Origin of the sequence: Caulobacter sp. HMWF025, from assembly GCF_003060965.1 — a bacterium.
Taxonomy (GTDB): Bacteria; Pseudomonadota; Alphaproteobacteria; order Caulobacterales; family Caulobacteraceae; genus Caulobacter.
In genome coordinates, this window is the sequence record NZ_QAII01000085.1 from 26,098 (window position 1) to 49,833 (window position 23,736).

Here is a 23,736-nt window from a genome sequence, read left to right on the forward strand (position 1 = left end):
GTTTGAGGCGGTCGGGCGTGCAAGGTCCGGCCGCCTTAACTGTTTTCAGGACCGCTTCATGGCTGATGCCGCCTCTGTCCCCCGCTCGGAGTTTACCACGCGGGGCGTCCTGCTCGGGATCGGGATCACGCTCGTGTTCACGGCGGCCCAGGTTTATCTGGGCCTGAAGGTCGGCCTGACCTTCGCCACCTCGATCCCGGCGGCGGTGATCTCGATGGCCCTGCTGCGGCTGTTCAAGACCGGTACCATCCAGGAAAACAACATCGTCCAGACCATCGCCTCGGCGGCGGGAACGCTGTCTTCGGTGATCTTCGTCCTGCCGGGCCTGCTGATGATCGGCTGGTGGGCCAATGTGCCGTTCCTGCCCACCTTCGGGGCCTGTGTCGTCGGCGGCGTTCTGGGCGTGATGTACACGATCCCGCTGCGCCGGGCCCTGGTGACCAATTCCGACCTGCCCTACCCCGAGGGCGTCGCCGCCGCCGAGGTGCTGAAGGTCGGCACCGGCTCGCGTGAAGGCGCAGCCGAGGGGCAAGCGGGCCTACTGGCGGTCGCCGCAGGCACCATCGCCTCGGCCCTGTTCGCGGCCCTCGCCGCCGCCAAGATCTTCGCCGCCGAGGTCTCGGCCTATTTCAAGGCCGGTGCCGGTGCGACCGGCATCGGTGCCTCCAGCTCCCTGGCGCTGATGGGGGCCGGCCACCTGATGGGCATCACGGTCGGCATCGCCATGTTCGCGGGCCTGGCCATCGCCTGGGTGATTCTGGTCCCGATCATGACCAGCCTGCACCCGATGGACGGGGCCGATGCCGCCAAGCATGCCCTCACCGTCTGGAAGACCGAGGTCCGATTCATGGGGGCCGGCGTGATCGGTGCCGCCGCCATCTGGACCCTGGGCAAGCTGGCCGCGCCGATCTGGAGCGGCCTGACCTCGGCCCTCGACGCCGGCAAGGCCCGCAAGGCCGGGGGCGCGGCCCTGCCCCGCTCGGAACAGGACATCCCGATCACCCTCGTGGGCCTGATCGCCCTGATCATGCTGGCCCCGGCCGGCTGGTTCCTGGCCCAGTTCCTGGTCGGCGGCCCGATCGTCAGCCTGACGACGCCGCTCGTCGCCATCGGCATCGGCTATGTGGTTGTCGCCGGTATGCTGGCCGCCGCCGTCTGCGGCTACATGGCCGGCCTGATCGGTTCGTCCAACAGCCCGGTCTCCGGCATTGCCATCCTGACCGTGCTCGGGGCCTCGCTGATGGTCGGCGCCGTGGCGCGCGGCATGATCGGGCCCGACGTTACCAAGGCCCTCGTGGCTTTTGCCCTCTATGTGACGACCATCGTCCTGGCCGTGGCCGTGGTCGCCAATGACAACCTGCAGGACCTCAAGACCGGCCAACTGGTCGACGCGACCCCGTGGAAGCAGCAGGTGGCCCTGGTCATCGGCGTCGTCGCCGGATCGATCGTCATTCCGCTGGTGCTGGAACTGCTGAACCGCTCGAACGGTTTTGCCGGCGCGCCCAATCTCAATGCCATCGCCAATGATCCCCTGGCCGCGCCGCAGGCAACCCTGATCTCGACCCTGGCCAAGGGCGTGCTGGGCGGCGACCTGAACTGGGGCCTGCTGGGGATCGGGGCCCTGATCGGGGCCGGTCTGGTCGTCGTGGACGCCGTGCTGCGCAAGTCCAGCGCCGGCAAGTTCAGCCTGCCGCCGCTGGGCGTCGGCCTTGCCATCTACCTGCCCAGCTCGGTCACCGCGCCGGTGGTGGTCGGGGCCGTCGCCGGCTGGATCTATGACAAGGTCGTCGCCAAGGACCGAACCGCCGAGCCCGCCAAGCGGCTGGGCGTTCTGGTCGCCTCCGGCTTCATCGTCGGCGAGAGCCTGTTCAATGTCGCCCTGGCCGGGATGATCGTGCTCAGCAACAAGGGCGAGCCCCTGGCCGTGCCCTTCGCGCCGTCCGAGCATGTCGGCATGATCCTGGCCCTGATCGCCGCAGCGATCACCGTGTTCGGCCTCTACCGCTGGGCCCGCCAGGCGGCGGTGAAGACGGCTGAGGCCTGAGACCTCGAGATGCTGAAGGTCTGGGGCCGCCGATCCTCCTTCAATGTCCAGAAGGTGCTTTGGCTTGTGGGGGAGCTTGATCTTCCCCACGAGCACATCCCCGCCAGCGGCGATTTCGGCGGACTCGACGATCCAGGTTTCCTGGCAATGAACCCGCATGGGCGCATACCCGTCATCGATGACGGCGGGACGATCGTCTGGGAATCTCACGCCATCCTGCGCTACCTAGCCGCCCAGCATGGCGGACTAGCCTGGTGGCCGAAAACGCCTGCCGACCGCGTTGCGACTGACGGCTGGATGGACTGGGCCCAGAGCACCTTGCAGCACGACTTCCTGACCGGGGTCTTCTGGGGGTGGTATCGAACCCCGGAGACCCAGCGCGACCTGACCGCCGTAAGAACCGCCCTCGCCGCCTGCGCCCGTCATTTCACCTTGCTGGACGAGGTCCTGGCTAGACGGCCGTTCCTGGGCGGTGCCGCACCCGGTCTGGCGGACATTCCGTTGGGGACGCACCTCTATCGCTACTTCGCGCTTGAGATCGACAGAGCGCCAACGCCGCATGTCGAGGCTTGGTACACGCGCCTTCGCGAGCGACCCGCATATCGTCAACACGTCATGATCCCGTTCGCCGAGATGAAAGGCCGACTCGCTTACTAAGCCCCCGCCAGGATCGTGAACACCACCTCGGCGCGGCCGCGATAGCCCAGCGACTCATAGAGACCGATGGCCGTCGTATTGTCGGCATAGCTGTGCAGGAAGGCCTGCTCGCCGCGCGCCAGGATGCCGGCCGTCACATCGCGCAACAGTCGGGCGGCATAGCCCTGGCCGCGATGGTCGGGATGCACGCAGACACCGCTGGCCTCGGTGAAGCCGTCCGGACGCATCCGCTCACCGGCCATGGCGACAAGCTGCCCCGCAACCCGCACGCCGATAAAGCGGCCCAGTTCGTGGGTGCGGGTAAAAAAGGGTCCGGGTTTGGTCAGGGTCGCCAGGGCCAGCATCTCGGCCGCATCGGCGTCGCCCAGGGTCAGGATCTCGAAGGCCACATCCCAGGCCGGGACGACCTGGGTGGCGGTCATCTGCAGGCAGACGGCATCGGAGACCAGGCGGGTCTCCGGAACCGGCGGAAAGGCCTTGGGCTCGACCAGCCCCGTCTCGCCATGGGCCGCCACCAGGGTGCCGAGATCGGCCAGCGCTTCACGGGAAAAATCGGCCGTGGCGGCAAACAGGCCAAAGTCCGGCGCGACCCGGACGGCCAGCCCGTTGCGGATCGCCCTATCCGCCTGCCGGCCGCTGAAGGCCGACCAGACCGGCCGGTCGAGGACGTGCACGCTCATCGGTGACCCTGTCCGCCCGCGCCATCCGGCCAGGGATTGAAGACCGGCCCGCCCCAGGCCTCAAAATCCCGCACATTGCGCGTGACGATGGTCAGGCCGTGGACCTCGGCCGTGGCCGCCAGGAAGGCATCCATGACGGGGATCGTGCGACGGGCCGTGTCGCCGGCGCGGCGTAGCCGGCCATGGACCAGGGCGACCTCGCCGTCTACCGGCAGCAGGCGCTCGGCGAAGTCTGCCACCAGGCTCGCCCGCCAGAGGCGAAGTTCGTCGGCCTTTCGCCCGGGCGGAAGCCGCTCGATGCCGTAGCTGACCTCCGCCAGACTGACGACGCTGACGAACAGGCTGGCGCGCGGCTGAGAGGCCAGCCAGTTCGATACGGCAGGATGGGAAACCTGTTTGGTCGAATCCGAGACGACATTGGTGTCGAGCAGGAACATCAGAACTCGACGGGGGTTCGCCCGACATCCTTGTCGCGCCTGAACAGGTCCGCGTGCTCCTCGTCGGTCAGCACGCCGAAGCGGGGATCCAGCCAGGGCTTTGCCGCGCCCGAAGAGGCTGAGTGAACCGCCTCATTCAGGCGCCGATATTCTTCAGCCGACACCACCACAACGGCGTCCTTGCCGTTCCTGGTCAGGCGCTGCGGCCCCTCGGTACGGGCCCGCTCGACCAGTTCACTGAACTTCGCCTTGGCCTCCGCCAGGCTCCAGGTTCCGTCGGGCATCACACCCTCCGATAGAGAATGACCACTTTGACCAGTCTAGTCAAAGTGGTCATTCTTGCAAGATTTCCTAGTCGAGGTCTTCGGCCAGGATCGCCATTTCGAACATGTAGGAGCCGTCCTCGTCCTCGTCCTGGAAGACCACGCCGATGAACTCGCCGGCCACTTCGACCTCGGCGGAGTCCTTCTGCTTGGGACGGGCCTTCAGGGCGATGTGCGGGTTGCCGAAGGTGCGCTTGAGATGCTTTTCGATCTTGGCGATGGCTGCAGCGTCCACGGGGAGCTCCTTGTGTCGAATGGGGCGCCGCGGCGCGTATCGTGGCGAACCTAGCGTCCCGCGCCGCAGTGGCAAGCCGCTTCCGTCCCGAATTCAGGATTGGCCGTGGACGAACTGACGCAGGCCCCGGGCTAGGGCGCGAGGGGCTTCAGGCGGATCTCATAGAGGCGCGGCCACAGCTTGCCGGTGACGAACAGCCGGTCGGTCGCCGTGTCATAGGCGATGCCGTTCAGCACATCGACGCGGTTCCCGGCCCGGTCGGCCTCAGTCAGCAGGCCCGTAAGGTCGATCCAGCCCGTCACCTTGCCGGTCGCCGGATCAATGCGGGCGATCAGGTCGGTCTGCCAGATGTTGGCGAAGACCTCGCCCTTCACCCACTCTAGTTCATTGAGGTTGTCCACCGGCCGACCCGCATCGGTGACCTGCACGCGGCCGGTCTCCTTCAGGGTCTCGGGGTCGAGGAACCGCAGGCTCGATGTGCCGTCGCTCATGATCAGCCGGCGGTCATCGCGGGTCAGGGCCCAGCCTTCGCCGGGATAGCTGAACTCGCCCAGCTTTTCGAACGTGGCGATGTCGTAGATGAAGCCGGTCTCGTGCTTCCAGGTCAGCTCGATCAACCGGTCTTTCCAGTCGATGATACCTTCGCCGAAATAGCGGGACTCGATCAGCCGTTCCTGTTCCGGAACGCCGGTCTCCAGCGTCACCTTGCGGATCGACGAGCGCCCCTCCAGGCCGGTGCTTTCAAACAGGAAGCCGTCGCGCCAGAACAGGCCCTCGGTGAAGGCCCCGGTGTCGTGGGGATAGGCGCGCACGACCTCGAAGCCGTAGCGCGGGGCCGGCTGGGCGGAGGCCGGCGACCAGAGCCCCGTCGCCAGCCCGGCGGCGAGGACCAGTCCTGTCCAGAAGCCAGGCCGCACTCAGATCACGTAGTCGTAGACGGCCTCGGCCAGGGTGTGGTCCATCGTGCGGGCCGGCTCTTCGCAGGTCGGGCAGTTGACGATGCGGGCCGGCACCCCGGCGGCCGTGCAGTGCGGCGGCACCGGCTTGAGCACCACCGAGCCCGAGGCCACCTTGGCATAGTCGCCGATGGTGATGTTGCCGAGCACCTTGGCCCCGGCCCCGAGCAGGACACCCTTGCCGATCTTCGGATGGCGATCCCCGCGTCCGGCCCCGGTGCCGCCCAGGGTGACGCCGTGCAGCATCGAGACGTCGTCGCCGACCACGGCGGTCTCGCCGATGACGATCCCGGTGCCGTGGTCGATGAACACGCCGGAGCCGATCCGGGCGGCCGGGTTGATGTCGACCTGGAAAATCTCGCTGGTCCGGCTCTGCAGATGGAAGGCCAGGGTTTCGCGGCCCTCGTTCCACAGCCAGTGCGAGACCCGGTGGGTCTGCAGGGCCAGGAAGCCCTTGAAGAACAGGAACGGCTGGACATAGCCCTTGCAGGCCGGATCGCGCTCGAACACGGCGCGCAGGTCGGCTTCGGCGGCGGCGATCAGGGCGGGATCCGAACGAAAGGCGTCAGCCGCGAACTCGCGCGCCGTCATGGCCCGCATCTCCTGGTCACCCAGCTTGCGCGCCAGCTGGAAGGTCAGGGCGTCGGCGAGATTGTCGTGGCTGAGGATCACCGCATTGAGCAGCGAGGCCAGGGCCGGTTCGGCCCGGGCCGCATGCTCAGCCTGGTTGCGCAGGGCCGCCCAGACGGGGGGCGTCGACTGCTCCGTGACGACTTCCAGACGTTTAGCCACCGGCCATTCTCCCATTCGCTGCAGAGACTAGTACATTCTTTTTAGAAACGCACTAGTCGTCACGGGCGGCAACCTCGCCCCTCGCCGCCGGACCCTATCCTAGCACAAGACGGGCGAGATCGCGCGGCAGCTCTCCCTTGACCGCCATATGGTGTACGCGAAGCAGAAGTGCCACCGTCAGCACGTCGGGCATGTGGCCGCCGACCGCCGCCTCAAGGGCCTCGCTGAACGGCACCCGGGCGACGGCGAGATCCTCGGTCTCGTCCGGCGCGGTCGGGGCCGGCGACAGCCCCATGGCCAGAAATCCGAAACCGATTTCGTCCGTCACGGAGTTGGACAGCTCCAGCCGCAGGAGCGGCCGCCAGTCCGACGCCACCAGCCCGACCTCCTCGGCCAGCTCGCGCTTGGCTCCGTCCAGAGGATCCTCACCGAGCGGCGCGCCGCCTTCCGGCAATTCCCAGCTGTATTTGGCGATGGCGAAGCGGTTCTGACCGACCAGGGTCACGGTCCCGTCCTCATGCAGGGGCACGACGCCGATCGCCTGGTTCTTGAACGATACCTTGCCGTAAAGCGCCGGCCGGCCCGTCGGCGCGATCGCCTGGTACTCGGTCACGGCGATCCACGGATTGTCATAGACGGGCTTGCTGCTGCTGACGCCCCAGGGCTGGCCATGCGGCTTTAGCCAGGACGGCTTGCGGGCATCAGAGGTGTCGGACATGGGCACTCGCGACTTGTGGCGACCGGCCTGCGGCCATAGGTGTCAGCTAGTACAATGCTTCGAGGAGATCGTCTTGACCGGTTCCGTTCCCCCCGCCCCGGCGTTTGGCGAAGCCCTGCCGGTCGAGGCCTCGGACGAAGCGCTGCGCTTCCTGGCGCAACGTCGCTCGGCCTCGGCCATGACCCTGACGGCCCCCGGCCCTGATGATCAGGCTTTGACCGACCTGCTCCGCATCGCCGCCCGCGTGCCGGACCACGGCAAGCTGGCCCCGTGGCGCTTTGTCATCCTGCGCGGCGAGGCCAAGGACACTTTCGCCGAGCGGATCACCCCCCTCGCCGACAGCCAGGCCAATCCGGTCAAGGCCAAGGCCGCCCTGCGCAAGCTCACTCGCCCGCCGGTCTGTATCGCGGTCATCTCGCGCCACATCCCCGGCGAGATCCCGGAATGGGAACAGCGGCAAAGCGCCTCGGCGGTATGCCATCAAATGCTGCTGGCCGCCGCCGCCATGGGCTGGGGCGCCAACTGGATCACCGACTGGTACAGCTATGACCCGCGTGCCCTGACCCTTCTGGGCGTCGCCGAGGGCGAGCAGGTCGCCGGCTATCTCTATCTGGGCACCGCCACAGAAGCCCCGCAGGAACGCCAGCGCCCCGATATCGCGGCCATAACCTCAGAATGGGCCCCGGCCTGAAGGCGGCGTTCACATCCGCGCGTTAGAGTGTCTTCGAACCGCTGGAGACGACGACCATGACGCGACGCAACGACCCCTGGACCGGCCTGGCCTGGGACCTGTGGGCCATGGGCCTGGAGGCCTCGTCGGTGATCGGCCTGCGCACCCTGAAGATCGCCGCAGGCGGCGCGACCGCCGACGCCGAGATCCGACTGATGGTCAGCGAGAAGGTCGCGGCCAGTTTCGCCCTGCCGATGATGGCCATGACCGGCCGGCTCGGAACCAGCAGCCAGGCGGTGGCGTCACGCTCGATCACCCACCTGCGCCGCAAGGTCCGCGCCAACCGGCGACGGCTGTCGAAAGGCTGAGCCTCAGCCGCGTCCGCGGTAGGGCGCCACGCCCTGGTCAGGCACCCACAGGCCTTCGGGAGCCGGGCCGGTCTGCCAGAAGACGTCGATGGGAATACCGCCGCGCGGATACCAGTAGCCGCCGATGCGCAGCCAGCGCGGCTCGGCGATCTCGACGATCTTGCGGGCCACCTTGACCGTGCAGTTCTCGTGGAACGAGCCGTGATTGCGGAAGCTGGTCAGATAGAGCTTCAGCGACTTGCTTTCGATCAGCCAGTCGCCCGGCGCATAGTCGATGACCAGATGGGCAAAGTCCGGCTGTCCGGTCACCGGGCACAGGGAGGTGAACTCCGGGGCCACGAAGCGGGCCAGGTACAGCACATCGGATTGCGGATTGGGCACACGCTCGAGGACCGCCGTTTCGGGGCTCTCGGGGGCATCGACCATCTGGCCGAGCTGGGTGACGTTGAGATCTGTCATGGGCGGGATTTAGGCTTCTCGCCGCAACGAGACAAGCGGTCCCGGTCCGGCTACAACAGTCCAAACACGTGTTCGAACGCGGGAGGGACGACATGAGTGGACGGGATTTCGACGGCTTTACGGTGGTGGTGACCGGTGGCTCCACCGGCCTTGGCCGGGCCATTGCGGTCGAAACCGCCCGGCGCGGCGCCGCCCTGGTCGTGATCAACTATGCCCGCAGTGCCGATGAGGCCGAGGAAACCGCCCGTCTGGTCGCGGCCGAGGGCTCCCGGGCCGTCACCGTCCAGGGCGATGTCTCCATCGACGAAGACTGCCAAAGGATCGCCGCCGCCGCCGCCCCGAGCGGCCGGATCGATGCCCTGTTCAACAATGCCGGCATGACCAAGTTCGCGCCCAACCATGCCGATCTGGATGCCGTGGACGCCGACGATTTCCTGCGGCTCTACGCCGTGAACGTCGTCGGAGCCTTCCAGATGGTGCGGGCTGCCCGCAGCCTGCTGGAAGCCGCCCCCCAGCCCGGGGCCGTGGTCAATACCAGCTCGATCGCCGGTGTGGTCGGCAACGGCTCCTCGATCCCCTATGCGGCCTCGAAGGGGGCCATGACCACCATGACCCTCTCCCTGGCCCGCGCCCTGGCCCCACTGATCCGGGTCAATGCCATCTGCCCGGGATTCATCGATACGCCCTGGTTCGGCAAGGCCATGGATGCCGACCGGGTCGAACGCCTGCGGACCGGCGCGGCAGCGGCGACGCCGCTGAAGGTTGCCTCGACGGCGGAGGATGTCGCCGGAGCTGCAGTCTTCCTGGCCTCCACCGCATCGCGCCACGTGACGGGCGAAACCCTGCTCGTCGATGCCGGTCTGCACCTGGGCGGCGCGAGTCTGTCGATGCGCTGAAGACACGGGCAAAGGTAAACAAGTGTTCAGCATCTACTGTGGCCTAGCACGGTGAATCTGAAGCAAATTCGTCACACTTCGCCCAAACTTTAGCCGAAGAACGCCGTTCGCACTGGCGCTTTGTCTGCCTTGATTGCAACTACAGGCGTGTGAGTGGCTATTTGCTGCTGACGCCAATGCGCTTGCAGGCGCAGTCGGTCGCGGGGTTCGCCCTGACGGACGACACAGACAAGGGGATAAAACCAATGAAATTCGCAAAGATTGCTCTCGTCGCGGCTGCGGCCACGGTTGCTCTGAGCGGCGCGGCCATGGCTGATGAGCTGAAGCTGTCCTACAACGTCGGTATCGCCAGCGACTACGTGTTCCGCGGCGTCAGCAACACCCAGGAAGATCCGCAGATCTTCGGCGGCATCGATGCGTCCTACGGCATCGGCTATGCCGGCGTCTGGGCCTCGAACGTCGATTTCGGCACCGATGACCCGAGCGCGGAAATCGACCTCTATGCCGGTGTGAAGCCGACCCTGGGCGATACCTCGCTCGACCTCGGCGTCATCTACTACGGCTATGTCGACGACAAGGGCGCGACCCCGGGTCAGTACGGCTACCTGGAACTGAAGGCCGCCGCCTCGCGCGCTGTCGGCAAGGCCACCGTGGGCGTCGCCGCCTACTACTCGCCCGAGTTCCCCTTCGAGAGCGGCAATGCCTTCTACTACGAAGTGAACGGCTCGCTGCCGGTCGCCGAGAAGCTGTCGGTCAGCGCTGCCCTGGGTCACCAGGAAATCAAGCACGCCGGCGACTACAACACCTGGAACATCGGCGCGACCTACGCTCTGACCGAAAAGCTGGCCGCTGACCTGCGCTACTCGGACACCGACGAGCACGGCTACGGCGCCATCTACGGCGACCGCATCACGGTCAGCCTGAAGGCCGCCTTCTAAGAACGCCAGACGTCAACGACGTTGAAGCGAGCCGCCCCGGGCAACCGGGGCGGCTTTTTCTTTGCCGGCCTGAAGAGAATTCAGTCGGTAACGTCGACCATGCCGGCCGGCGGCTGCGGTGGCCGCATCACGAGGACGGCGACAAAAACGATCGCAACCAGGGCCGCAAAGAGCTGGAAGGTCGGCGCAAAGCCGCCCAGCCGGTCGCGCATTGCCCCGCCGATGAAGGGCCCCGCCGCCGATACCGCACCGACCAGGCAGGTCAGTGAGAAAAGCTCCAGATTACTGCGCCGGCCATAATAGTTGAGAAGCAGAACCGTCACCGCCAGGACGGTCAGGCCGAAGCCTATGCCCGTGCCGATCGCATAGAGCAGCATCATCGGCATCGTCGTCGCGGACGCCAGGGCCAATAGCCCCGCCACCAGCATGGCCTGGGCCCCGACCAGCAGTCCCTTCGGATCGATCCGGTCCCCCAGCAGCCCGCCGCCCAGCCGGGCCAGGGTTTGCATCAGCGATTCGAGGCTCAGCATCTTGGCGGCGAGTGCCGCTGCGGCGACACTGGCGACCCCGGCGGCGATGCCGATCTCGGTCAGGTGGGTAACGGACAGACTGGCGACGGTCACCCCCACCAGCAGATGCGTGAAATAGGCTGCGGCCAGAATGTAGAACTGCGGGGTGCGCAGGGCGGCCGAGACCGGCCATTCCCGTGAGGTACGGTAGACGCTCGGATGAGGCGGGGCGTCCCGGGCGGCCTGCTCGACCTCGAGATCGACGGTCTGGGCAGCCGTCCGCAGCCAGCGCGATCCGCCGACCAGGGCCGCGCAGGCCAGGCCGATCACCGCGACCAGAACCGCCTGGGCCTGCCAGAAGCCGTGCCAGTCATCGCCGCTGGCCTGCATGAACGCATTGGCGATCAGGGGCCCCGCCGCGCCGCCCAGCGAACCGAAGGTGAAATAGATCCCGAACGGCAGGGCGCGCTGGCGATAGAGCGCCGACAGGACATGGGTCCCCGGGATCAGGGCCGCCATCTGGAACCCGACACCACACAGGGCCGCCCCGGCATAGTAGCGAGCGATGCTGTCGGCACCGGCAAAGCCCAGCAGGCCGAGCGCCAGGATCGCGACGCCGCCGATCAGCGTGCCCCGCACCCCGATCCGGCGGATCAGGATGGCCGGAAGCCAGGACGAGGCGCCCGTGAACACCCCCAGGACCGAGAAGCCGAGAAAGGCCTTCTCGAAGCTCCAGTTCAGCTGACCGATCATCGCAGGCAAAACCACGCCCAGCGACCCGTAGGTCGACGCCGTGATCAGGAACAGCAGCAGGCTGAAGCCGGCCAGCAGGCTGGTTCGGCGCAGATCGAGGGCTTTCACAGGGTCAGAAGGTCCGCTTGAGGGTCACACGCCATTCGCGGCCCTTGCCGGGCAGCGCGCCCAGATTGGCATAGGTGTCGGCATCGGGGGTGAAATAGAAGGCGTTGAACAGGTTTTCGACGTTCAGAAGCGCCGTATAGGGGCCTCGGGTCACATAGGCCGAGCCGTTGACGACCGCATAGGCAGGATAACGCACCGCATTCTGCACCGTGCCGCTGGTCTCGCTGACATGGGTAACCCCGAGGGTCGCCCCCGCCTGCCCCCAGTCTCTCGGCTTGGCGGTATAGGCCCCGTAGAGGCTGACCACCGATTTCGGCACGAGCGTATAGGCATAGTCGCCGCTCCGCCCGGGCAGGCCGGCGAAGCTCCAGGCCACATAGGAGCCGCCATAGGCGTTCGCGCCCGCCACTCCGGCGGTATAGGCCGGAATATACTGGAACGAGGTGTCCGGTCCCTTGATCGTGGTGCGCTGGGAATTTCCGGTCAGGGTGAAGCTCAGCTGCTCGCTGGCCAGCCAGCGGACCTCAAGCTCGACACCCTTGGCCCGCGTGCCCTGGACGGTCGGCGGCGAGGTGTTGGTTAGTTGGGTCCGGTTTTGGCGATAGGCCGCCAGTGAGCCGACCAGGGTTCCGTCCAGCCACTGCACCTTGACGCCCGCTTCAGCGAGGTCGGAACCGGATAGCCAGGAGCCGTTGGCCACCAGTGACGGGGCAATGTCACCGGCCTGGCTCATCTCGAGTGCAGAGGCCTTGGCATAGGACGCGTATGGCATCAGCCCGAGCGGGGCCCGGTAGGTCAGGCTGGCGTTCCAGGTCGCCTTGTTGCGATCAGCCACCTGCTTGCCGACCACGGTGTAGCTGAGGAAGCCGGTATCCTGGCTCTCCACCTCATAGTGATCGTAGCGGCCGCCGAGGATCAGGTTCCAGCGACCGGCCTTGAGGTCCGAGGTCAGGAACAGGCCCGACTGGGTCCAGGTCGAGCGGTTGTCGTTCTCCCAGCGCAGGCCGATCCCTCCGGCTTCGTCGGTAAAGGGGCTGTCGATCGTATCGGTCGGGGTGGCCCCGAAGGCGATGTCACGCCGGTCCAGCGCGATCAGGCCGCTGTTGAAGCTTTCCCGCCGCCGGCCTTCGAACCGCCGATGCGACGCGCCCAGCAGGGTTTCGCCCTGGATCATCCCGACCGTGGTCGGCAGGGACAGGGAGATCCGCCCCTCCGACACCCTGGCATCCACCGCAGACGGATAGCCGTAAGAGACGAAGCGCTCATTGTCCTGGCGGTCGTGGAACAGTTGCAGCTTCAGGGTCCGGTCACCGCCCAGATCCCGGGCGAGATCGAAATACAGCGTACCGGTGGTGGTCTTCGAAAAGTCGGCCGGGCTGACATAGACCGTGCGCCGGCCGAGGCGGGTCTTGCCGACGCCGGTGTCGAGCGTATGCACCGCGTCGCTGGCCGGAAAACCATAGAAGGGCAGATAAAGCGCGCTGGCATAGGGATAAAAGCCGACCTCATTGGGGGTCAGGCGACCATTGCCGTCGCTGTCCTTCAGGCTGGTATCGCGGCCGGTGATATAGGTTCGGTTGTCGATCAGGTCCTGGGTCAGGCGGTTCCAGCCGGCCGTCTGAACGTCACCGTCCGAGTGATAGACCATGCCACCGAAGGCCGTGCTCCAGCCCGAGCCGAGGTCGAAGTCGGCCGAGACCTCGGCCAGCTGGCGGCGCGGATAGATGCCCTTGTAATAGCTGTGGCTGTCTTCAGCCTCGCCATAGACATAGACCCCGCCCTCGGCGGCACCCAGTTGAACCGGCGCGCCGAACTGGCCCGAGACCTGCTTTTTGTTGTAGCTGCCGAAGGTCGCCGTCACCTCGCCTTCGGGTCCGGCCAGGAACCGGCCCTCATCACGGGCCGACTTGGGGATGAAATTGACGAGGCCACCGACCTTGCCCGCGCCATAGACCGGGGTCGGCGGACCGCGCAGGACCTCGATCCGCGCGGCACCGCCGATCGGGGTGGAGTAGGTTCCCCGGTTCTCGACGCGCTTGAAGCCCCGGAAGTAGTTCTCGGCCAGGGTCCCGCGGATGTTCAGCGCACCCGGGACCCCGTAAAAGCTGGCCGTGTGGGTGCCCGGTGACACCGAAGTGACTCCGTCGAGGGTCTCGATACCGAACCGCTCCAGGGTGGTGTCGCTGACCAGGCTGGCCGAGCGCGGCGTCTCGATCAGCGGCTTGGCAATGCCGAACACCGTGTCTGACGGCTGTTTCTCCAGGAGGCCGGCCTTGTCACGCGCCAGGACCAGCACGGCATCCACCGGGTCAGAGGCCTGATCTTGAGCCCGCACAGTCCCGGCGCTGACCAGCGTCAGAAGGCTGGCAGAGAGAAGAACAAGGCGAAACGACATGCGGACGAGCCCCGAAGACGCCCGGTGAAGTCGCCACCGGGCAAGTCACGACACTCTTCGAACCTGACGCAACGTCCGTCAAAATGCCGCCTGACATTTTAGAGTGTATTTTGAGGTCCTGTGGCGAACAGGCCTCACCCTTAGAAAAGTAGGGTTTAGGTCGAACTGGTCGCCAGGTTGGACCTTTGCACTGCCTCGGGCGTCACATTCAGAACCCGCATCATGGCGGCGCGAGAGCCCTCGACGTCGCCGGTGGCGATCACCCGGGCAACCTGCCGGTGCTCCTCGATATCGGCCAGAAGTTCGGCCTCGGTCGCCCCGCCGAACGAGAAGACCCAGAAGCGCGCCGCCTTGTGCTGCAAGGGAATGAGGATGCGGGCCAGGGCCAGGTTCTGGCTGGCGCGGGCGACGGCGGCATGGAAACGCTGGTCCATGGCCACCAGGGCCGGAAGATCGCGCTCGCGGGCCGCCGTCTCGCCATCGGCAAAGGCATCAAGGATCGCCTCGGCCTCGGCCTTGCTGGCGTGACGGGCGGCCAGACCGGCGCAATGCGGTTCAATCAGGGCCCTGGCCTCGTAACCCTGACGCAGTTCCACCAGGTCGAGCGGCGCAACCAATGTACCGGAACGGGCCCGGCGAATGACCAGACCCTCAAGGGCCAACCGGCCCAGGGCATCCCGCACACCGGCAAGGCCCGCATCGTAGCGCGCCGCCAGCGACTGCTCGTCCAGCCGGGCCCCGGGCGCCAGTTCACCCAGGATCAGGTCCAGCAGGATCCGCTCATAGACCTTGGCCTTCTGCAGGTCCGGCGACCAGTCTTCCAGCCCCGACGACGAACAGACGTCGAGGACCAGCATCCGCGCGCGGGCATCCTGGACGGGGGCGATGGACACGGGAACAGCTCCGGCTGACGGGTGATCTGATAGGTAGGCTGAAATGTCAGACCTGACCATAGCCCCGCGCCCCTCAAGCAGAACGCACGCGGCAAAGGCGGCCGGATCTGAGGCGCGGAACTCTGACTAGAAAGCGGGCACCACCGCGCCGTCGTACTTCTGCTTCATGAAGGTCGCGACCTCCGGCGAGGTCAGGGCTGCCGCCAGCTTCTTCACGCGAGGGTCGTCCTTGTTGTCCGGGCGACCGACCAGATAGTTCACATAGGGGCTCTTGCTGTCCTCGATCAGCAGGGCGTCCTTGCCGGGGTTGAGCTTGGCGTCGAGGGCATAGTTGGTGTTGATGATCGCCAGATCCACCTGATTGAGCACGCGCGGCAGGGTGGCCCCCTCCAGTTCCTTGAACTTCAGGCCCTTGGGGTTGGCCGCGATGTCCCGCAGGCTGGACAGCGGATTGGCCGGGTCCTTCAGGGTGATCACGCCGTTGCGCGACAGCAGCAGCAGGGCCCGTCCCTCGGTGCTGGCATCGTTGGGAATGGCCACGGTGGCCCCCTGCGGCAGGTCGGCAATGGACTTGAACCTCGCCGAATAGGCCCCGATCGGCTCGATATGCACGCCGATGATCGGGATCAGGTTGGTGCCCTTGTCGCGATTGAAGGTCTCCAGATACGGCAGGGTCTCGAAATAGCTGACGTCGATCTTCTTCTCGGAGACGGTGACATTGGGCTGGACGTAATCGTTGAAGACCTTGATCTCGATCTTCAGGCCCTGGGCCGCCAGCTTCGGCTTGATGAACTCCAGCACCTCGGCATGCGGAATGGCTGTGGCGGCCACGGTCAGGGTGTCGCTGGCGCTGGACGAGGCGACAGGCTTCTGGCCGCATCCAGCCAGGGTCATGGCAGCGACGGTCATGGCGGCGAGGCTGAGGGCGACGAAAGCGCGGCGGGCGACCATGAACGGCTCCATAAGGCGATAATCCAAGTCGGGTTTTGCCCGCTTTCGGCGGCCGGGCGAAATCAGATTTCCTGATCGGGCTGGAGGGATCGCTTGACCCGCCGCCCGAACAGGCCGCCTGAGTGCGGATGGCCAAGGAAACCGTCTATATCGTGCAAGCCTATCTCGCCGGACGCGGCAAGGGGCTGAAGGCCGAGCAGCAGATCGGCTGCAAGGACGCCGCCGAGGCTCGCCGCAAGGCCGAGCGTCTGGCCCCGCTGCGTGAGGGCGTGGTGGCCTTTTCGGCCAGTGCCGATGTCGAGCTCGGCGACTATGACGAGAACCCCGAGATCCTGTTCAAGGCCGGACGCCTGCCCTTCCCGTTCGATCAGGCCTGATCAATATCCTCGTCATTGGCGGGTTCGTCGGGCGCGCCATGGATGGTCCAGTTGACCACGAAATCGGGACGATCACCGGCCAGACTGGTCACGCCCGGCTCGGCCGCCTTGATCACCGAGGTCTGGGGCGGCAGGGCATAGGTGTCGCCGTCATGCTCGCCCAGCAGATCGAGCAGGATGCCGTCATGGGCGTCAGCCTCGATGACGCCGCCGAAAAACTGCTGCCGCTCCAGCACTACGCCCGCGTCATCCACGAAGGTAAGGCCGACCAGCAGGGTCTTGCCGATCAGGGCCTGGGCAAAGGCCTCATCCCAGTGGTCGGGCAGCGGATCGGTGAGGATGGTGATGTCATCGGTCATGGCGCGCTTCCTACAGATTCAACCGCGCGCGGCAAGGCCCTCGGACAGGCGGGCGACCAGGGGATGGGGGGGCAGAACCCGACCGTCCAGGTGCGAAACGGCCCGCACGCCGATCAGGCTGTTGGTCAGAAACACCGCGTCTGACGCCTGAAGCGCCGTTCGGTCGGCGACGGTCTCCTCGATCCGCACGCTGAGGTCCGGGGCCATCTCCAGCAGCCGGGCTCGCGTGATGCCGGCCAGCACACCGCAGTCGAGGGCCGGGGTAAACACGGTCTCGCCGCTGATCCAGAACAGGTTCGCGGCCCCGGCACAGGCGACATGGCCGGCATTGTTCAGCATCACCGCCTCGTCGGCCCCGGCACTCCGCGCCTCGGCCCGGGCCAGCACATTGTCGAGATAGGACAGGGTCTTGAGCCGCGAGGCGGGCGAGCCCTCATTGCGTCTGGCCCGCGCGATAATCAGGGTCGCGGGGCCCGTGGGAAGCGGCGACGGGGCAGAGGTGGCCCACAGCCGCAGCTCCGGCTCGCCCGGTCGGTCCAGGCCCCGTCCACCGGATCCGGCCGTCAGGGTCAGTCGGACGGCGGCCCGGCCCGCGGCCGGCGCAGCGGCGAGGCAGGCGGCGCGCGCGGCCTCACGGTCCAGCGACGGCAGGCCCAGCACGCTGCACCCGGCCGCCATCCGGTCGAGATGGGACTCGATCCAGGGCAGGGCTCCATCCTGGGCCAGCATGGTCTCGAACAGGCCATCGCCGAGCAGCAGGCCGCGATCATCCAGCGGGATCATGTGGCCGGCTCCGTCAGCGCCCGCTTGAGGGCGGCGATCTTGGTTTCGGTCTCCAGGCGCTCGGCCTCGGGCTCGCTGTCGGCGACGATCCCGGCCCCGGCCCGCGCCTCCAGTCGCCAGCCCTGCCCGTCCTGCTCGAGGGCCACGGTACGGATCAGGACGCTGGAGTCCAGGCTGCCGTCAAAGCCGGCCCAGAACAGCGAACCGCAATAGGGCCCGCGCGGCGCTTCCAGCCCGGCAATGACCTTCATGGCCTGAACCTTCGGCGCGCCGGTGATCGATCCCGGCGGGAAGGTGGCCCGCAGCAGATCGCCCAGCCCCCGCCCGGAGGCCAGCCGCGCCGTCACGGTCGAGACCAGGTGATGAACATTGACGAAGGTCTCGACGCCGAACAGGCCCGGCACCCTGACGCTGCCCGGCGGACTGACCCGGGCCAGATCATTGCGCATCAAATCAACGATCATCAGGTTCTCGGCCCGGTCCTTGGCGCTGGCCAGCAGGGCCGCGACCTGCTGCGCGTCCTCGGCAGGAGTCTGGCCCCGGCGACGCGTGCCCTTGATCGGCTTGGTCTCGATCCGGCCGTCCTCGCCGGACAGTTTCAGAAAGCGCTCGGGCGAGTTGGAGACCAGCGCCCGGCCCTCCAGCCGCCAGTAGGCCGAGAACGGAGCCGGGCTCTGGCCGCGCAGCCGGCTGAACAGGTCAAACGGATCGGCCCCGTCGACCAGACGGCCGGTCCAGGCCCGGGCAATATTGGCCTGGAAGATCTCGCCGCCCAGAATGCGTCCGACCACATCGGCCACCGCCGACTCATAGGCCGCACCGTCGCTGGCCATGAGGGTCTCGCAAAGCGGTCCGGATGGAGGCGACCGGTCATGCGCACGCGCATCGAGCCAGGCCAGAGCCTCGCGGGCCCGGTCCTGCGCCTCGGCTTCAGAGTCGCCGCGCCCGACGGCGACCACCTGCCGCTCCTGATGATCAAAGGCCAGCAGGGCCGGATAGCGGGCACAGGTCAGGTCTGGCCAGGCCGTGCGCCCAAGCCCCAGAGACTCGACCCGGTCCCCCAGCTCGTAGCTGGCCAGACCCACCACGCCACCCTGGAACGGCGGTCCCTCGGGGTCGGCCGCATGGCGAGGTCCCAGGAGCTCGACAAGGGCCTCAAACGGATCGCGGGGATCCTCGGGAACCACCGTCAGGACGGCATCAGGATCGCGCAGCAGATACGACCACCGCTCGCCACCGCCCGACAGCAGGGCGCAGGCAAAGGCCTCGTCCCGGAAGGGCTGCAGGGCCCAGACCGGCTCGCGCCAGGGGGCGGAAAGGAAGGCGACGCGACGCATGGCGGCTAGATAGCATCAAATCCGCCGGCCTGAAGGGGCGGGCCTGCAAGATGCTACCGGCTCGGGCCTCGCCTTCAGGCCTCTTTTTCCCCGCCCTTCACGAAGAACAGCCCGGCCAGGCCGATCAGCAGCAGGGCGACGATCGGCAGGAAGCCGGCCACCTGGCTCTGGAAGATCTTGGTCGCCGTCGCCACCAGGAGTGATCCCAGCCAGACGGTAGCCGTGCCCGACAGGGCGAAGAGGCCGAAGAAGGCCGCCATGCGGTCTGGCGGGGCCAGGCGGACCAGCAAAGTCCGGCTCGAGGCATACTGGGCGGTGACGAACACGGCGATCAGCAGGCCCATCGCCAGGTAGATCAACTCGGGCGCAGTACGGAACAGCGGACCGTCCCAGACCGGCGGATGGGCCGCCGGGTCGTAATGCCAGAAGAACAGGATGCGGTCGCGGCCCATGCCCAGGGTGGCGATCAGCATGGTCAGGGCCCCGAAGATCTCGATCTGCACGGCCCGGCGGGGGCCGACCTTGCGGTCCAGCCAGGGGGCGAGGAACCCGCCCAGGACGCCGAAGATCGACAGTGAAATGCCATAGGCCAGCATTTCCAGCTCGCCCCACTTCATCAGCCCGGCTGCGAACAGGCCGCCGAACACCAGCAGGGCGGTCATGCCGTCGCAGTAGAGCATCCGCGCGCCCAGGAAGGTCGCCACATCCCTGTGGCCCTTGAGGTTGCCGAAGGTGTCGGCCAGCAGCCGGAAGCCCTGGCGCAGGCTGGCCAGCATCGACAGTCCGGTGCGCGGTGCATCGCGCGTCCAGAGGAAGAACGGAATGGCCCCCAGACCCATGACCAGGGCCGCCAGGGGTCCGGCCAGACGGCTGGGCTCATGGTGTTCGGCGCTCATGCCGAACAGCGGCACCGGCGGCACGCCGGGCCAGGTCACCGCGCCGGGCAGGACAAAGCCCCACAGCATGAAGATCAGCAGCAGCACCGACAGGAAATTGGCCAGGGCATAGCCCAGCCCCGAGAGCACCGGCTCCTGTCCGGGTCCGGAGGCTCGCGACAGCAGCGAGTTGTTGAGCACGTCGCCCCAGTTATAGGTCACGCCCAGGATCGTCAGGGCCAGGGCCACCATCGCGACCGGCAGGCCGCCGGTCGGCATCGCCCACCACAGGGCCAGCAGGGCCGGCAGCATGATCGCCAGAATGCCCGCCAGGAACGGCTTGCGCGGGCCGTACTGCTCGATCGACGCCCCCAGGAACGGGGCCGTCAGGGCTGTGATCAGGCCGAAGGTCGTGGCGATGTCGGCGACCGCCGCCTGCCCCTTGACCGGATCGCCGATCAGCACCCGCGAGAAGTAGGGCGCGAAGATGTAGATGGTGATCAGGATCACATAGGGGTCACGAGAGCCCTGGTGCAGGATCCAGCTGAGCGCGCTCCTGGAAAGGCCCGGCTTGTCGCCCGCGGAAGACTCCGACACTACGCCCGTGAACTCGCTCATGCCCTGCCCCACTCGGACGCCCTCTGTCCGGGGAGCCTCTCAACCGAGCGTGGCGGTTAAACAGCCGTTTGTCACGGGGGATGTTCGGAAGCGGCGAGCCTCCGTCGCTCTAGGCGAGGATGTGTCCCAGCACCGCCTCGCGGGTCCTGGCATCGAGCCCGACGGCCTGTTCCAGATAGCCGTCCAGCGAACCGTGCTCGGCCTTCATGACCTCGAAGGCTGCGGCCAGATAGTCGGCCTCGACGCCCATGGCGGCCCGGATCGCCGCAGCGCTGGGTTCGCGTCCCGTGGCCTCGGCGATCACGGCGATGAACTTGGGACCCCGGCGCTCGAAGCGGGCCTCGTCATTGGTCAGGAGGTAGTCGTCGATGACGTCATCGTCCGACACGCCGGCGATATGGTGCGTCAGGGCCGCCAGAATGCCGGTGCGGTCCTTGCCCGCAGCGCAATGGATCAGCACCGGACCCCGGCCCTCGGCAACCGCCTGGAAGTAGCGCCGGAACAGGTCAAGATGCCGGGTCTTGAACGGCGCGCGGCGGTAATACTCGCGCATGTAGGCCTGGATCGTTTCCGGCGTCAGTTCGGTGGTGCGCAGGAAGGTGTGCCAGGGATCTTCCAGCGAGCCCTCGTCATTGTCGATGACCTGGGCGGCAAAGCCCTCCCAGCGCCGCGAGGGATCGCGCTCGCGCTCATTGGGTCGGCGCAGGTCGACGATAGTGGCCAGCTTCAGCCCGGCGAGCACCGCCAGGTCTTCGTCGGTGGCCTGGGCCTGGTGGGCGGCGCGATAGAGCACACCCTTCTTGAGACGGCCGACGCCGGCGGCATAGTCGCCGAAGTCGCGGAGGTTCTCGACGCCTTGCAGGGGGATCAGACGGGTCATGTCCCGCCTGTTAGCGTCAGTGCATGACGAAAGCGAGACTTCCCAAGCGGCAGCCTCTCCCCTTCTGCGACTCCAGCCGCTAGGTTCAGCCCAAAGGAGAGCCGCTTCATGCTGTCGAGACGTCACCTGCTGGCCACACTGGCCGCCCTGCCCGCCCTGGGCACCGCCGTGGGAGCCGCCGCCCAGCCCAAGGGCTTTGTGACGGTCGAGAAGGGACGCCTGACCCTCGGCGGCCGTCCCTATCGCTTTACCGGGGCCAACCTCTGGTACGGGGCCTATCTCGGTGCCGACGAGGCCTTCGGCGACCGTGCCCGCCTCGGTCGCGAGCTTGACCGCCTGAAAGCCCTCGGCGTTACCAACCTGCGGGTGCTGGGCTCGGGCGAGCAGTCGCCGGCCAAGGTGGCCCTGGACCCGGCCTTCCGCGGTCCTGGCGAAGACTACAACCAGGGCCTGCTGAAGGGCCTGGACTACCTGCTGGCCCAGATGGATGCGCGCGGCATGAAGGCCGTGATCTATCTGAACAACTTCTGGGACTGGTCGGGCGGCATGCCCGCCTATCTGAACTGGACCGGCAACGGCACCTGGTTCCAGCAGAGCGATCCGGCCTATCCCTGGCCGGCCTTCGCCGACTATTCAGCCCGCTTCTATGCCGACGAAAAGGCCAACACCCTCTGGCGGCACTATATCAAGGCTCTGGTCACTCGCCGCAATACCGTGACCGGCCGCCTCTATGTCGACGATCCGACGATCATGGCCTGGCAGCTGGCCAATGAGCCCCGGCCAGGAGAGAGCAAGCCGTTCGTGACCGGCAACCTGCCGATCTACAAGGCCTGGATCGACGGAACCGCCCGCTTCATCAAGAGCCTGGACCCCAACCACCTGGTCAGCTCGGGCAGCGAAGGCGACATGGGCTGCATTCAGAGTGAGGCCTGTGTGGCCGACTCCCACAGCACCCCGGCCATCGACTACTTGACCCTGCACGTCTGGCCCAACAACTGGGGCTGGATCAGCATGAAGGACCAGCCGTCGACCTATGAAGCCGGCGAGGCCAAGACCATCGACTATATCCGCCGCCACATCGCCCAGGCCCGGCTGATGAACAAGCCGCTGGTCATCGAGGAGTTCGGCCTGATCCGCGACGGCCGCGCCTTTGCGCCCAATTCACCGGCCACCTATCGCGACCGATTCTATCACACGGTCTTCGACATGGCCCTGGCTGACATGAAGGCCGGCGGGCCGGTGGCCGGCACCAACTTCTGGGCCTGGAACGGCGAAGGCCGGGCCCAGCATCCCGATGCCTGGTTCAAGAAGGGCGATCGCAGCTATGTCGGCGATCCCCCGCAGGAAGAGCAGGGCCTGTTCGGCGTTTTCGACGTCGACGCGCCGCTGATCGAGATCATCCGCAGCCACGCGGCGGCGGTGCAGGCGCTGGTCTAGTAAGACCCGCGCAGCCGCGCCAGGGCCCGTCGCCAGACCGGCGGCCGGCGCAGGGGCCCGGCAAAAACCTCGGCGGGACGGGCGGTCTGGCGCAGACCGTCCGGACCGTCGATCACCCGCTGGCCCCAGGGTGAGGGCCTGGCGGCGTCAAAGCCCTGGACCATGTCCAGGTCAGCGACCTTGCGGCTGTTGCCCGACCACGACCAGGCCAGCCAGCCGATCTGCCGCTCGGCCGAGAGCCGCATGATGGTCGCTTCGTCCACCGGTTCACCCGCATGGTCGGGCCCGAACTCGCCGACGATCAGCGGCAGGCCCGCGCCCTGGAAGGCGTCGAGATAGGCCCGCACCGTCTCGCCCTGGCCATAGACCTGGTACATGTGGACGCTGAACAGCGTGTTGTGCTGCGGATCGGCAGCCAGCAGGGCGGCGGCGCGGTCGCGCATCGTGCCGCTGGAATCCTGGCCATAGTCGTCACCATCGACCACGAGCACATGCCGCAGACCGGCGGCGCGCAGGGCCGCGATCGCGGTGCGATGGGCCTCGAACCACGGGCTGGGCTGCCCCCGCACGCTGAAGGGCTCGTTGGCGATATTGACCAGCACCCGGTCCTCGCGCCCCTCGATCAGGGGCTTCAGGCTCAGCCAGTAGGGGATCAGCGTCCCCAGATGCACGGCGCCCTTCGCATCAGGACCCGGATCACCGAAGCCGGTGGCGTCATGGACCTCGAGGATCACCACGAGTTTAAGGCGGTCGGCCTCGTTCAGGATCGCGGCCACCTGCGAGCGCGGGGTCCGCTTCCAGCGCGAGCCGTCACTGAGCACCACGCGCACCGTATTGGCCCCGGTTGCGGCGATGTCCTTCAGGCTCTGGCGCGTGCGCTCGGGGGCCCAGGCATGGTGCACATTGACACCCCGGATCACGAACGGACGGCCGGAGGCTTCGACCAGATGCCCGTTCTGAACCTTGAGGTCGGCCCAGGCCGGTCCAGCCAGGGCGATCGCTGTCGCCGCGAGAGCGGCACCAAGGGTCAGGCGAAAGGGTGTCATGGGCAGGCCGCGTCGCAATTCCGTAAGGGCAGTCTCGCTACTTAGCGGGTTCTGCCCGCTCCGCGCGAGGCGTCTTGTGAATAATCGTTGCCACCGGTGTCAGGCTTCGTGCTAGCCAAGGCCGGAGCCGCCCGAAGAGCGCCCGGAGGACACCATGGTCGACCTCATCCGCACCGATCGCCGCCGCATGATCCAGACCGCCGGGGCCGCCGGAGCCCTGCTGCTGGTACCCCGCCCTGCCC

At 67.1% G+C, this 23,736-nt stretch carries 26 protein-coding genes; 8 read left to right on the forward strand and 18 right to left on the reverse strand.

Annotation, left to right across the window (positions count from 1 at the left end):
• Positions 1-58: 58 nt before the first annotated feature.
• Positions 59-2,044: an OPT family oligopeptide transporter gene (locus DBR10_RS09875; RefSeq protein WP_108504192.1), complete on the forward strand. Its 1,986-nt coding sequence runs from the start codon at positions 59-61 to the stop codon at positions 2,042-2,044.
• A 9-nt stretch (positions 2,045-2,053) separates the two neighbouring features.
• Positions 2,054-2,701: a glutathione S-transferase family protein gene (locus DBR10_RS09880; RefSeq protein WP_108504193.1), complete on the forward strand. Its 648-nt coding sequence runs from the start codon at positions 2,054-2,056 to the stop codon at positions 2,699-2,701.
• Here DBR10_RS09880 and DBR10_RS09885 read toward each other — a convergent pair.
• From DBR10_RS09885 to DBR10_RS09915, 7 genes are all read right to left on the reverse strand, one after another.
• The gene (locus DBR10_RS09885; RefSeq protein ID WP_108556302.1) at positions 2,698-3,381 is read right to left on the reverse strand and encodes a GNAT family N-acetyltransferase; all 684 of its coding nucleotides are present in this window, start codon (positions 3,379-3,381) and stop codon (positions 2,698-2,700) included. The genes DBR10_RS09880 and DBR10_RS09885 overlap by 4 nt on opposite strands.
• Positions 3,378-3,818 (reverse strand): type II toxin-antitoxin system VapC family toxin, encoded by a 441-nt coding sequence (locus DBR10_RS09890; protein WP_108504194.1) that lies wholly within the window; start codon positions 3,816-3,818, stop codon positions 3,378-3,380. The genes DBR10_RS09885 and DBR10_RS09890 overlap by 4 nt, the downstream gene beginning before the upstream one ends.
• Positions 3,818-4,102, reverse strand: a complete 285-nt coding sequence (locus DBR10_RS09895; RefSeq protein ID WP_108489880.1) for a type II toxin-antitoxin system Phd/YefM family antitoxin — start codon at positions 4,100-4,102, stop codon at positions 3,818-3,820. Before DBR10_RS09895 ends, DBR10_RS09890 begins: the two co-directional genes overlap by 1 nt.
• 67 nt (positions 4,103-4,169) lie before the next feature.
• On the reverse strand, positions 4,170-4,376 hold the full coding sequence (locus DBR10_RS09900; RefSeq protein ID WP_108489879.1) for a DUF3126 family protein: 207 nt from the start codon (positions 4,374-4,376) through the stop codon (positions 4,170-4,172).
• A gap of 131 nt (positions 4,377-4,507) precedes the next feature.
• Complete coding sequence (locus tag DBR10_RS09905) at positions 4,508-5,293, reverse strand: glutaminyl-peptide cyclotransferase (RefSeq protein WP_108504195.1); 786 nt, start codon at positions 5,291-5,293, stop codon at positions 4,508-4,510.
• Entirely contained in the window at positions 5,294-6,124 is an 831-nt protein-coding gene (cysE, locus tag DBR10_RS09910) for a serine O-acetyltransferase (protein ID WP_199223474.1), read from the reverse strand.
• Between the two features lie 94 nt (positions 6,125-6,218).
• On the reverse strand, positions 6,219-6,842 hold the full coding sequence (locus DBR10_RS09915; protein WP_108504197.1) for an NUDIX domain-containing protein: 624 nt from the start codon (positions 6,840-6,842) through the stop codon (positions 6,219-6,221).
• 73 nt (positions 6,843-6,915) lie between these two features.
• Here DBR10_RS09915 and DBR10_RS09920 point away from each other — a divergent pair, with 73 nt between their 5' ends.
• Together DBR10_RS09920 and DBR10_RS09925 are read left to right on the forward strand one after the other, a co-directional pair.
• Complete coding sequence (locus DBR10_RS09920; RefSeq protein ID WP_108504198.1) at positions 6,916-7,533, forward strand: nitroreductase family protein; 618 nt, start codon at positions 6,916-6,918, stop codon at positions 7,531-7,533.
• A gap of 56 nt (positions 7,534-7,589) precedes the next feature.
• Positions 7,590-7,880 (forward strand): hypothetical protein, encoded by a 291-nt coding sequence (locus tag DBR10_RS09925; protein ID WP_108504199.1) that lies wholly within the window; start codon positions 7,590-7,592, stop codon positions 7,878-7,880.
• A gap of 3 nt (positions 7,881-7,883) precedes the next feature.
• Here the strand turns inward: DBR10_RS09925 and queF are convergent, their stop codons facing one another.
• Positions 7,884-8,339 carry a preQ(1) synthase gene (gene queF, locus DBR10_RS09930; protein WP_108504200.1) on the reverse strand — a complete coding sequence of 152 codons (456 nt, stop codon included), beginning with the start codon at positions 8,337-8,339 and terminating at the stop codon, positions 7,884-7,886.
• Positions 8,340-8,431: 92 nt separating this feature from the next.
• Between queF and DBR10_RS09935 the strand changes: the two genes are divergently transcribed.
• Both DBR10_RS09935 and DBR10_RS09940 read left to right on the forward strand, forming a co-directional pair.
• The gene (locus DBR10_RS09935; RefSeq protein WP_108504201.1) at positions 8,432-9,235 is read left to right on the forward strand and encodes an SDR family NAD(P)-dependent oxidoreductase; all 804 of its coding nucleotides are present in this window, start codon (positions 8,432-8,434) and stop codon (positions 9,233-9,235) included.
• A gap of 245 nt (positions 9,236-9,480) precedes the next feature.
• Positions 9,481-10,173, forward strand: coding sequence for a TorF family putative porin (locus DBR10_RS09940; RefSeq protein WP_108504202.1), 693 nt, complete (start codon positions 9,481-9,483; stop codon positions 10,171-10,173).
• A gap of 80 nt (positions 10,174-10,253) precedes the next feature.
• On the opposite strand, the gene DBR10_RS09945 is transcribed toward DBR10_RS09940, so the two are convergent.
• The 4 genes from DBR10_RS09945 to DBR10_RS09960 form a co-directional block, all read right to left on the reverse strand.
• Complete coding sequence (locus tag DBR10_RS09945; RefSeq protein WP_108556303.1) at positions 10,254-11,543, reverse strand: MFS transporter; 1,290 nt, start codon at positions 11,541-11,543, stop codon at positions 10,254-10,256.
• Positions 11,544-11,547: 4 nt separating this feature from the next.
• Positions 11,548-13,938, reverse strand: coding sequence for a TonB-dependent siderophore receptor (locus tag DBR10_RS09950; RefSeq protein ID WP_108556304.1), 2,391 nt, complete (start codon positions 13,936-13,938; stop codon positions 11,548-11,550).
• 155 nt (positions 13,939-14,093) lie between these two features.
• Positions 14,094-14,795 carry a GntR family transcriptional regulator gene (locus tag DBR10_RS09955; protein ID WP_108504203.1) on the reverse strand — a complete coding sequence of 234 codons (702 nt, stop codon included), beginning with the start codon at positions 14,793-14,795 and terminating at the stop codon, positions 14,094-14,096.
• Positions 14,796-14,957: 162 nt separating this feature from the next.
• A complete protein-coding gene (locus DBR10_RS09960) occupies positions 14,958-15,794 on the reverse strand; it encodes a MetQ/NlpA family ABC transporter substrate-binding protein (RefSeq protein WP_233243359.1) in 837 nt (278 codons plus the stop codon).
• Between the two features lie 116 nt (positions 15,795-15,910).
• On the opposite strand from DBR10_RS09960, the gene DBR10_RS09965 reads away from it, so the two are divergent.
• Positions 15,911-16,159 (forward strand): hypothetical protein, encoded by a 249-nt coding sequence (locus DBR10_RS09965; RefSeq protein WP_108504204.1) that lies wholly within the window; start codon positions 15,911-15,913, stop codon positions 16,157-16,159.
• Here DBR10_RS09965 and DBR10_RS09970 read toward each other — a convergent pair.
• The 5 genes from DBR10_RS09970 to DBR10_RS09990 all read right to left on the reverse strand — a co-directional run bounded on the left by DBR10_RS09970 (position 16,150) and on the right by DBR10_RS09990 (position 21,011).
• The gene (locus tag DBR10_RS09970) at positions 16,150-16,518 is read right to left on the reverse strand and encodes a hypothetical protein (protein WP_108504205.1); all 369 of its coding nucleotides are present in this window, start codon (positions 16,516-16,518) and stop codon (positions 16,150-16,152) included. The genes DBR10_RS09965 and DBR10_RS09970 overlap by 10 nt on opposite strands.
• A gap of 18 nt (positions 16,519-16,536) precedes the next feature.
• Positions 16,537-17,301 carry an aminotransferase class IV gene (locus DBR10_RS09975; RefSeq protein ID WP_108504206.1) on the reverse strand — a complete coding sequence of 255 codons (765 nt, stop codon included), beginning with the start codon at positions 17,299-17,301 and terminating at the stop codon, positions 16,537-16,539.
• Complete coding sequence (gene pabB, locus DBR10_RS09980) at positions 17,298-18,638, reverse strand: aminodeoxychorismate synthase, component I (RefSeq protein ID WP_108504207.1); 1,341 nt, start codon at positions 18,636-18,638, stop codon at positions 17,298-17,300. Before pabB ends, DBR10_RS09975 begins: the two co-directional genes overlap by 4 nt.
• 74 nt (positions 18,639-18,712) lie before the next feature.
• Complete coding sequence (locus tag DBR10_RS09985) at positions 18,713-20,131, reverse strand: MFS transporter (RefSeq protein ID WP_108504208.1); 1,419 nt, start codon at positions 20,129-20,131, stop codon at positions 18,713-18,715.
• Positions 20,132-20,240: 109 nt separating this feature from the next.
• Complete coding sequence (locus DBR10_RS09990) at positions 20,241-21,011, reverse strand: tyrosine-protein phosphatase (RefSeq protein WP_108504209.1); 771 nt, start codon at positions 21,009-21,011, stop codon at positions 20,241-20,243.
• Between the two features lie 108 nt (positions 21,012-21,119).
• Here DBR10_RS09990 and DBR10_RS09995 point away from each other — a divergent pair, with 108 nt between their 5' ends.
• Entirely contained in the window at positions 21,120-22,448 is a 1,329-nt protein-coding gene (locus tag DBR10_RS09995) for a glycoside hydrolase 5 family protein (protein WP_108504210.1), read from the forward strand.
• On the opposite strand, the gene DBR10_RS10000 is transcribed toward DBR10_RS09995, so the two are convergent.
• Positions 22,445-23,494, reverse strand: a complete 1,050-nt coding sequence (locus DBR10_RS10000) for a glycoside hydrolase family 5 protein (RefSeq protein WP_108504211.1) — start codon at positions 23,492-23,494, stop codon at positions 22,445-22,447. The two genes, DBR10_RS09995 and DBR10_RS10000, sit on opposite strands and share 4 nt — an antisense overlap.
• Positions 23,495-23,736 lie beyond the last annotated feature (242 nt).